We start from the raw sequence: 9,240 nt of genomic DNA on the forward strand, positions 1-9,240 counted from the left end.
CCACTGTCGTGCCTCCGGCCGCCGCTGACCAGGCGGTTCCTTGCTATGAGGACATAAGCTGGTCTTATGAGCGAGGCGGAGGGGCAGCAGGAGCGCACGGAATCACTGGCACACCGGGTGCCCGACCTGGCTGCCCTGGAGCTGCTGCTGGCGGTGGCCCGGCTGGGCAGTCTCGGCGCCGCGGCGCGCGAGGTCGGCATCACCCAGCCCGCCGCCAGCAGCCGGATCCGCTCCATGGAACGGCAGCTGGGCGTGGCCCTGGTCGACCGCTCGCCGCGCGGCTCCCGCCTCACGGACGCCGGCGCCCTGGTCACGGACTGGGCCCGCCGGGTCGTGGAGGCGGCGGCGGCCTTCGACGCGGGCGCGCGGGCGCTGCGGGACCGGCGGGACTCGCGCCTCAGGGTCGCGGCGAGCATGACCATCGCCGAGTACCTGCTGCCCGGCTGGCTCCTCGCGCTGCACGCCGAGCGCCCCGACACGGCCGTCTCCCTCCTCGCCGGCAATTCGGCGAAGGTCGCGGAACTGCTGCTGACCGACGAGGCCGACGTCGGGTTCGTGGAGGGTCTGACGGTGCCGACGGGTCTGGACTCCGTCGTCATCGCCCACGACCGCCTGATCGTCGTCACCGCGCCCGGCCATCCATGGGCCCGCCGCCGGCGCCCCCTCACCCCGCAGGAGCTGGCGGCCACCCCCCTGATCCTGCGCGAGCGCGGCTCCGGCACCCGCCAGGTGCTCGACGCGGCCCTGGGCGGCCTGGCCCGCCCCTTGATCGAGCTGTCCTCGACCACGGCGGTCAAGGCCTCCGCGGTCAGCGGCGCGGGCCCCTCGGTCCTCAGCGAACTGGCGGTGGGGGAGGAACTGGCGATGCGACGCCTGGTCAGCATCCCGGTGGAGGGTGTGTCGCTGCGCCGGGACCTGCGCGCGGTCTGGCCCACGGGACACCGTCCGGCCGGGCCGGCACGGGAGTTGCTGTCGCTCACGCGGGGGTGACCGGGTGCGGCTGAGTCGGGGTGGGGGAGGTGGGCACGCTTGCCGGCGCCGGCAGGGTGCCTCCCCCAGAGGGGGACCGCCGGCGCTAGCCCGTGCCGCCCCGGCGGCACGGCTGCCCGCAGTCACGGCGGCTGCCAAGCGGGCGGCGACCGCGACTCCCCGGGCGCGGGGCGGTGTTCGATGTGCGGCTCCGCCGCGTGGGCGCGACCGGCCACCCACGAACCCGGACCCGGCAGCGATCCGCAACCTCTGCGGCGGCGATCCGCCGAGGCCCGGCCATCCGCACGGAAAACCCTTGGCCGTGCCGCGCAGCGACCCGGCACCATGCTCGGCATGACCCCCACCGCCCCGCCCGCCACAGGCGTCCGCCCCCCTTGGGAAGACCTCCCCGCCGCCGTCCGTGACGCCGTGGGCGAGGTGCTCGGTGCGCCGGTCGTACGGTCGCAGACACAGCGCGGCGGCTTCTCGCCGGGCGTGGCGGCCCGGGTGCGCACCGCCGCCGGCGGCACGGGTTTCGTCAAGGCGGTGAGCGCCGAGGCCAACCCGCACAGCCCCGGCCTGCACCGCCGCGAGGCGCGGAACGCCGCCGCGCTCCCGGCCGCCGTCCCCGCGCCGCGGTTGCTCGGGACGTATGACGACGGCACCTGGGTGGCGCTGGTCTTCGAGGAGGTGAGAGGGCGTCAGCCGTGCGTGCCCTGGCGGCCGGACGAGTTGCGCAGGGTGCTCGACGCCGTGACCGTGCTCGGCCGCACCGGCACGCCGTGCCCCCTGGACGTTCCTCCCGTCGCCGAGGACCTGGCCGAGGACTTCAGCGGCTGGCGCAGGCTTCTCGGCGGCGAGGCCGGTGACGTGCGCGACCGGCTCGGCGCCTGGACCGCCGGACATCTCGCCGACCTCGCCGCGCTCGAGGCCCGCTGGGCCGAGGGCGCCTCGGGGGACACTCTGGCCCACGCCGACCTGCGCGCGGACAACGTGCTGCTCACGCCCGACGGGGGCGTAGTCTTCGTGGACTGGCCGCACGCCCTGCGCGCCGCGCCCTGGTTCGACCTGCTCATCATGCTGCCGTGCGTGCGGGCCCAGGGCGGCCCCGATCCCGACGAGGTGTTCACCGCGCACCCCCTGGGCCGGGACGCCGAACCGGACGCCGTGACCGCCGCGCTGGCCGCCCTCACGGGTTACTTCCTGCGCAGCTCCCTCAACCCGGCACCGTCGGGGCTGCCCACCCTGCGCCCCTTCCAGCGCGCCCAGGGCGACGTGGCCCTGGAGTGGCTCAGGAACCGGCTCTGACGACGTCACGAACCCACGGCCGTCCAGGCCACGCCGTCCGAGGCACGACTGCGCGCAGTCACGGAGCCGTGGACCGCGTCGCTCCAGACGCCCTGGGGGCGCGAGGAACTGCGCGACCGGCCACGACGCGACCGCGGTCGCCCGGCGGCCGCGAGACCGCCGGCGCCGGGCCGTGCGGCCCCGCTCAGCCCGCGGCGGCGACCAGCGCCCGCATGACCCGCAGGTCCTCGCCCATCTCGGGATGCCACTGCACGCCCAGCACCCAGCCCCGGTCCGCCGGCAGCTCGACCGCCTCCACCGTGCCGTCCGCCGCATGGGCCGACGGCACCAGACCCGCGCCGAGCCGGTCCACGGCCTGGTGGTGGTAGGTGGGCACGGTCAGCTCCTCCGGGACGATCCCCGCGTACAGGCTGCCCGGCACCGGTTTCACCGGGTGGCCGCCGAAGACGCCGACCACCTCCGCGTGCCCCGCCAGGTGCTGGACCAGCGTGCCGCCAAGCGCCACGTTCAGCAGCTGCATGCCCCGGCAGATGCCCAGCACCGGCGTTCCGGCCTCCAATGCGGCCTCGATCAGGGCCAGTTCCCAGGCGTCGCGGGCCGGGGCCGGCGGGCCCGTACGAGGGTCGCGCTCGGCGCCGTAGCGGGCCGGGTCCACGTCCGGGCCACCGGCGATCACCAGCCCGTCCAGCCGGGCCACCGTCCGCGCCGCGCGGTCGGGCGCGTCCGGCGGCAGCATCGCGGCCAGCCCGCCGGCCCGCTGCACCAGCCGTGGATAGCCGGCCGGCAGCAGCGCCGCGTCCAGTTCCCACACGCCCCAGCGCGCGCCGGATTCCAGATAGGTGCTGATCCCGATCAGCGGTACGGTCATGCCACCCTCCCCGGAAGTCAAAGGTTCACCCGCATACCTTTACAGAAGCGTCCTATGCGAGGAAGCCCCGCAGCAGGGCCGCCGTGCCCGCGCAGTGCTCGCGCATCATCTCCCGCGCGCCGTCCGCGTCTCCGTCCAGCACCGCCTCCACCAGCGCGATGTGCTGGCGCTGCGAGTGCTCCAGGTTGCGCACCAGCAGCGGGATGCAGTCCAGCAGGTCGTTGACCGTGGCCCGGACCGCCGCGTACTGCGCCGTCAGCGACGGCGAGCCGCACAGCTCGGCCAGCGTCAGATGCAGCAGCGTGTCCAGGCGCCGGTAGTCGGCGAGCGGGGCGTCGTGCGTGCGGGCCAGTGCCTCGCGCAGCCGGTCCGCCTGCGCCTCGGTCAGTCCGTGCGCCGCGCACAGTCCGGCCGCGCCCACCTCCAGCACCTCGCGGAACCGCAGGACGTCCTCGATGTCGACCTCGGCGATCCGCCGCCGCAGCTCGTCCTCGCCGCCGGCGTCCGTGCGCGGCAGGACGAACGTTCCCCCGTAGCGCCCGCGCCGCGCCTCCACCAGCCCCTGGTCCTGGAGCACCTTCAGCACCTCGCGCAGCGTCACCCGGCTGATCCCGAGCCGCTCCGCCAGCTCCCGCTCGGCCGGCAGCCGCTCCCCGCCCGGCACCAGACCGAGCCGCACGACCTGCAGAATCTGCTCCAGTGCCTCCTCGAAGCCGTTGCCCGCCCGCACCGGCCGCAGCACCGGAGCGAGCCGGTCGCCCAGCCCCTGCCACCCCATCTCCCGCGACATCCGCCGTACCCCCTTCCCAAGCAATGGTTCTGAGCAATACCTTATGGCTCCCGGCCCGGCCGAAAAAGCGCGAAGGCGCCGAAGGAGGCTCTCCCGTGGCAGACCGCACACCCCCGCTCAGTGTCGAGGAACTGCACGCCCTCGTCGCGAGCGGTGAGATCGACACTGTCGTCCTGGCCTTCCCCGACATGCAAGGGCGGCTCCAGGGCAAGCGGTTCGCCGCCCGCTTCTTCCTCGACGAGGTCCTGCACCACGGCACCGAGGGCTGCAACTACCTCCTCGCCGTCGACACCGAGATGAACACCGTCGACGGCTACGCCATGTCCTCCTGGGACCGCGGCTACGGCGACTTCGCCATGCGCCCCGACCTCGCCACCCTGCGCCGCATCCCCTGGCACCCCGGCACCGCCCTGCTCGTCGCCGACCTCGCCTGGAACGACGGCTCCCCGGTCGTCGCCGCCCCGCGCCAGATCCTGCGCCGCCAGCTGGAGCGGCTCGCCGCACTCGGTTACACCGCCCAGGTCGGCACCGAGCTGGAGTTCATCGTCTTCAAGGACTCCTACGAACAGGCCTGGGACGCCGGCTACCGCGGCCTCACGCCGGCCAACCAGTACAACATCGACTACTCCATCCTCGGCACCGGCCGCATCGAGCCCCTGCTGCGCCGCCTGCGCAACGACATGGCCGGCGCCGGCCTCACCGTCGAGTCCGCCAAGGGCGAGTGCAACCTCGGCCAGCACGAGATCGCCTTCCGCTACGACGAGGCCCTGGTCACCTGCGACCAGCACGCGCTGTACAAGACCGGCGCCAAGGAGATCGCCGCCCAGGAGGGCGTGTCGATCACCTTCATGGCCAAGTACAACGAGCGCGAGGGCAACTCCTGCCACATCCACCTCTCCCTCGCCGACGCCGACGGCACCAACGCCATGGCCGGAGATGGTCCCGGCGGCATGTCCGACGTCATGCGGCACTTCCTCGCCGGACAGCTGGCCGCCCTGCGCGACTTCTCGCTCCTCTACGCCCCGAACGTCAACTCCTACAAGCGGTTCCAGCCGGGCTCCTTCGCCCCCACCGCCGTCGCCTGGGGCCACGACAACCGCACCTGTGCCCTGCGCGTGGTCGGCCACGGCCGCTCCCTGCGCTTCGAGAACCGCCTGCCCGGCGGGGACGTCAACCCGCACCTCGCCGTCGCCGGCCTCGTCGCGGCCGGCCTGTACGGCATCGAGCAGAAGCTGGAACTCCCAGAGCCCTGCCCCGGCAACGCCTACGCCGCCGGCCTCGAGCACGTCCCCACCACCCTGCGCGAGGCCGCCGAGCTGTGGGAGAACAGCCCCATCGCCAGGGCCGCCTTCGGCGACGAGGTCGTCGCCCATTACCGCAACATGGCGCGCGTCGAGCTGGAGGCCTTCGACGCCGCGGTCACCGACTGGGAGCTGCGCCGCTCCTTCGAACGCCTGTGAAAGGTCGACACGTGTCCGAGACAGAGGAGTTGACGGTCCTCAACCCCGCCACGGAAGAGGTCGTCGCCACCGTTCCCGCCGCGAGCGCGGAGGACGTGGCCGCCGCCGTCGTACGGGCCGCGCGCGCCCAGACCGGGTGGGCCGCGCTCGCCCCCGCCGACCGGGCCCGGCTGCTTCGCCGTTTCGCGGACGTGGTCGACGCCCACACCGAGGAACTCGCCGGGCTGGAGGTCCGGGAGGCCGGCCACACCGTCGGCAACGCCCGCTGGGAGGCCGGCAACGCCCGCGACCTGCTGCTGTACGCGGCCGGCGGCGCCGAGCGCCTCCTCGGCAAGCAGATCCCGGTGCCCGGCGGCTGGAACGTCACCTTCCAGGAGCCCCTCGGCGTGGTCGGCGTGATCGCCCCCTGGAACTTCCCCATGCCGATCGCCGCCTGGGGCTCCTTCCCGGCGCTCGCGGCCGGCAACGCGGTCGTTCTCAAGCCCGCCGAGACCACCCCGCTCACCGCGCTCCGCCTCGCCGAACTCGCCCTGGAGGCGGGTCTGCCCGAGCACGTCTTCCAGGTGCTGCCCGGCTACGGCCACACCGCCGGACGTGCCCTGGTCGACCACCCGGACGTCGCCAAGATCGTGTTCACCGGCTCCACCCGCACCGGCCGCGAGGTCATGGAGCGCTGTGCGAAGCTCGTCAAGCCGGTCACCCTCGAACTCGGTGGCAAGAGTCCGAACATCGTCTTCGCCGACGCCGACCTCGAGTCCGCGCTCGACCCCTTCTCCTTCCTGGACAACTCCGGCCAGGACTGCTGCGCCCGCACCCGCATCCTGGTCCAGGAGACGGTGCTGGAGGAGGCGCGGGAGTTCCTCGCGGGCGCCCTGACCGCCGTGGTCGTGGGCGACCCGGCCGACGAGAAGACCGAGATGGGTCCGCTGATCTCCCGTCAGCAGCTGGAGCGCGTACGGTCGTACGTCCCTGAGGACGCCCTCGGCCTGCGCGGCACCGTCCCCGACGGACCCGGCTTCTGGTTCCCGCCGACCGTCCTCACAGGGGAACGGCACGACAGCGCGGCGGCCCGCGAGGAGATCTTCGGCCCCGTCGCCGTCCTCCTCCCCTTCACCGACGAGCAGGACGCCGTCCGCCTCGCCAACGACACGCCTTACGGGCTGTCCGGCTCGGTCTGGACCCGGGACGTCGGCCGCGCCCTGCGCGTCTCCCAGGGCGTCCGCGCGGGCAACCTGTCCGTCAACTCCCACTCCAGCGTGCGCTACTGGACCCCGTTCGGCGGCTTCAAGCAGTCCGGCCTCGGCCGCGAGCTGGGCCCCGACGCCCTGACCGCCTTCACCGAAACCAAGAACGTCTTCATCAGCACGGAGGGCCCCGCACAGTGACCGACAACAGTGTTTGCCGCCGCCTGGTCGGCCGTACCGCCGTCGTGACCGGAGCCGGCAGCGGCATCGGCCTCGCCACCGCACGCCGGCTCGCCTCCGAGGGCGCCCACGTGGTCTGCGCGGACGTGGACGAGGCCCGCGGCAAGGCCGTCGCCGACGAGGTCGGCGGGCTCTTCGTGAAGGTCGACGTCACCGACCCCGAGCAGGTCGAGGCGCTGTTCAAGACCGCGTACGACACCTACGGCAGCGTCGACGTCGCCTTCAACAACGCCGGCATCTCCCCGCCCGACGACGACTCCATCCTGGAGACCGGCCTGGAGGCCTGGAAGCGGGTCCAGGAGGTCAACCTCACCTCCGTCTACCTCTGCTGCAAGGCCGCCATCCCCTACATGCGCCGCCAGGGCAAGGGCTCCATCATCAACACCGCGTCCTTCGTGGCCCGGATGGGCGCGGCCACCTCACAGATCTCGTACACCGCCTCCAAGGGCGGCGTGCTGGCCATGTCCCGCGAACTGGGCGTGCAGTTCGCGCGCGAGGGCATCCGGGTCAACGCCCTGTGCCCGGGCCCGGTCAACACCCCCCTCCTGCGGGAGCTGTTCGCCAAGGACCCCGAGCGCGCCGCGCGCCGCCTGGTGCACATCCCCGTGGGCCGGTTCGCCGAGGCCGAGGAGATCGCCGCCGCCGTCGCCTTCCTGGCCAGCGACGACTCCTCCTTCGTCAACGCCACCGACTTCCTGGTGGACGGCGGAATCGCGGGCGCGTACGTCACGCCCCTGTAGGACGGCCGGTCAGAGGAAGGTCTGCCCCTCGCCGCGGTAGGTGGGCACGGTCGCGGTGACCGTGTCCCCCTCGATCAGATGCAGCGCCTCGAACCGCTCGCACAGCTCGCCCGCCTTGGCGTGCCGGAACCACACCTTGTCACCGATGAGGAGGTCGTCGGCGGGCGAGCCGAGCAGCGGGGTCTGCACCTCGCCGGGCCCTTCCTGGGGGTCGTACCGCAGCCCCTCCGGCAGGTACGGCACCGGCAGCCGGTCGGTGCCGGCGACGCCCGAGGCCGGATAGCCACCGCCGAGCACGGTCACGACCCCCACCCCCGGCCGTCGCACGACAGGCTGGGCGAACAGGGCCGCCGGACGGCCGGTGAACGACGTGTAGTTGTCGAACAGGCGGGGGACGTACAGCCCCGAACCCGCCGCTATCTCGGTCACGGCGTCCTCGGCGGCGGTGTGCTGCACACTGCCCGTGCCGCCGCCGTTGACGAACTCCAGGTCCGGGACGACCGCCCGCACCGCGCGCACGACCGCGGCCCGCCGCTCGGCCAGCTCCCGGCGGGCCGTCGCCTGCATCAGCCGGATGGCCCGGGACCTCAGCGGCCGCCCGGCCACCGCGTCCCCGACTCCCGCGACGTGCCCCTCGTACGCCATGATCCCCACCAGCCGGAAGCCCGGACGCCGCGCCACCGTCCGCGCCAGCTCGGCGAGTTGGGCGGGGGAGTGCAGCGGAGAGCGCCGCGCCCCGACCCGGACCCGGCCACCGAGCAGCTTCAGCGAGGTGTCCAACTCCAGGCAGACACGAACCACTTCGCGCCCGCCGTCGCGGGCGGCGTCGATGAGGTCGAGGTGCGCCGGATCGTCCACCATCACGGTGACCGCGCCGGCGAGCTTGGGATCGGCGGCCAGCTCGGCGAAGCCGCTCCGGTCGGCGGACGGGTAGGCCAGCAGGACGTCGTCGAACCCGGAACGCGCGAGCCACAGCGACTCGGCCAGCGTGAACGACATGATCCCCTGGAAGCCGTCCCTCGCCAGGACACGCTCCAACAGGGATCGGCAGCGAACCGACTTGCTGGCGACCCGGACCGGCTTGCCGGCGGCCCGGCGCACGAGGTCGGCCGCGTTGGCGTCGAACGCCTCCAGGTCCACGATCGCGAGAGGGGCGTCGAGATGGGCGGTGGCCCGGTCGTAACGGGCCCGGTCGGCGGCGCGCGCAGTCATGACGGAAGCCTGCCAGACAGGATTACCGCAGGGTAGGGGGACGTTCCGGGCAGATGCCCCAGCGCCCCGGACTGGTTCTGATTCCGGCCCGGACAACCCGTAGAGTGACGCGCAGGTACGGCGGAACGCCCCCGGCCGCTTCGGCTGAACCGGGATGCCGGTCCGGCCGTACGGGTATGCGTGCCCGGTACGGAGCTTCCGCGCCGGGTGCGGCCGAGCAGCGCAGCGGCCCGCGTACGTGAGGACGGGCCCGGGCACGAGGAAACGGGGGGTGCATGAGCACGGAAGCGCGCCACGCTCCCATCCCGCCGCGCCCCTCGACCCCGCCCCACCCGTCCACTCCGCCCGACGACCCCGACGACGAGCCGTCGGTCTTCACCCCGCGCGGCGGCGCGCCCGCGCCCCGGGGGCGGCCCCGCCGAGGAGACCGCGGCCCCCCCCCGCCCGCCGCGGCCCGAGCCGTTTTCCA

The 9,240-nt window shown here is 73.8% G+C and carries 8 protein-coding genes; 5 read left to right on the top strand and 3 right to left on the bottom strand.

The features are described 5' to 3' along the window. Positions 1-66 precede the first annotated feature (66 nt). Together AB0L59_RS38710 and AB0L59_RS38715 are read left to right on the top strand one after the other, a co-directional pair. Positions 67-990 carry a LysR family transcriptional regulator gene (locus tag AB0L59_RS38710; protein ID WP_365591857.1) on the top strand — a complete coding sequence of 308 codons (924 nt, stop codon included), beginning with the start codon at positions 67-69 and terminating at the stop codon, positions 988-990. A 333-nt stretch (positions 991-1,323) separates the two neighbouring features. Continuing rightward, complete coding sequence (locus tag AB0L59_RS38715) at positions 1,324-2,277, top strand: phosphotransferase (RefSeq protein ID WP_365591859.1); 954 nt, start codon at positions 1,324-1,326, stop codon at positions 2,275-2,277. 184 nt (positions 2,278-2,461) lie between these two features. Here AB0L59_RS38715 and AB0L59_RS38720 read toward each other — a convergent pair whose 3' ends face one another. Next, a complete protein-coding gene (locus tag AB0L59_RS38720; protein ID WP_365591862.1) occupies positions 2,462-3,145 on the bottom strand; it encodes a gamma-glutamyl-gamma-aminobutyrate hydrolase family protein in 684 nt (227 codons plus the stop codon). Between the two features lie 52 nt (positions 3,146-3,197). After that, a complete protein-coding gene (locus tag AB0L59_RS38725) occupies positions 3,198-3,935 on the bottom strand; it encodes an FCD domain-containing protein (RefSeq protein ID WP_365591864.1) in 738 nt (245 codons plus the stop codon). 95 nt (positions 3,936-4,030) lie between these two features. Here AB0L59_RS38725 and AB0L59_RS38730 point away from each other — a divergent pair, with 95 nt between their 5' ends. From AB0L59_RS38730 to AB0L59_RS38740, 3 genes are read left to right on the top strand one after another with little or no spacing between them, the layout of a single operon-like run. Continuing rightward, entirely contained in the window at positions 4,031-5,395 is a 1,365-nt protein-coding gene (locus tag AB0L59_RS38730; RefSeq protein ID WP_365591867.1) for a glutamine synthetase family protein, read from the top strand. Positions 5,396-5,406: 11 nt separating this feature from the next. Further along, on the top strand, positions 5,407-6,780 hold the full coding sequence (locus tag AB0L59_RS38735; protein ID WP_365591869.1) for an aldehyde dehydrogenase family protein: 1,374 nt from the start codon (positions 5,407-5,409) through the stop codon (positions 6,778-6,780). Then, the gene (locus AB0L59_RS38740) at positions 6,777-7,559 is read left to right on the top strand and encodes a 3-oxoacyl-ACP reductase (protein WP_365591872.1); all 783 of its coding nucleotides are present in this window, start codon (positions 6,777-6,779) and stop codon (positions 7,557-7,559) included. The genes AB0L59_RS38735 and AB0L59_RS38740 overlap by 4 nt, the downstream gene beginning before the upstream one ends. A 9-nt stretch (positions 7,560-7,568) precedes the next feature. Here the strand turns inward: AB0L59_RS38740 and AB0L59_RS38745 are convergent, their stop codons facing one another. Next, complete coding sequence (locus AB0L59_RS38745) at positions 7,569-8,771, bottom strand: amino acid deaminase/aldolase (protein ID WP_365591874.1); 1,203 nt, start codon at positions 8,769-8,771, stop codon at positions 7,569-7,571. Positions 8,772-9,240 lie beyond the last annotated feature (469 nt).

The sequence above is a fragment of the Streptomyces sp. NPDC052109 genome (genome assembly GCF_040680195.1).
In the GTDB taxonomy this organism is placed as follows: domain Bacteria; phylum Actinomycetota; class Actinomycetes; order Streptomycetales; family Streptomycetaceae; genus Streptomyces.

Excerpts from the sequence above, each read along its gene's own strand:
- AB0L59_RS38710 (WP_365591857.1), top strand. The coding sequence starts at position 67 with ATGAGCGAGGCGGAGGGGCAGCAGGAGCGCACGGAATCACTGGCACAC.
- AB0L59_RS38715 (WP_365591859.1), top strand. The coding sequence starts at position 1,324 with ATGACCCCCACCGCCCCGCCCGCCACAGGCGTCCGCCCCCCTTGGGAA.
- AB0L59_RS38720 (WP_365591862.1), bottom strand. The coding sequence starts at position 3,145 with ATGACCGTACCGCTGATCGGGATCAGCACCTATCTGGAATCCGGCGCG.
- AB0L59_RS38725 (WP_365591864.1), bottom strand. The coding sequence starts at position 3,935 with ATGTCGCGGGAGATGGGGTGGCAGGGGCTGGGCGACCGGCTCGCTCCG.
- AB0L59_RS38745 (WP_365591874.1), bottom strand. The coding sequence starts at position 8,771 with ATGACTGCGCGCGCCGCCGACCGGGCCCGTTACGACCGGGCCACCGCC.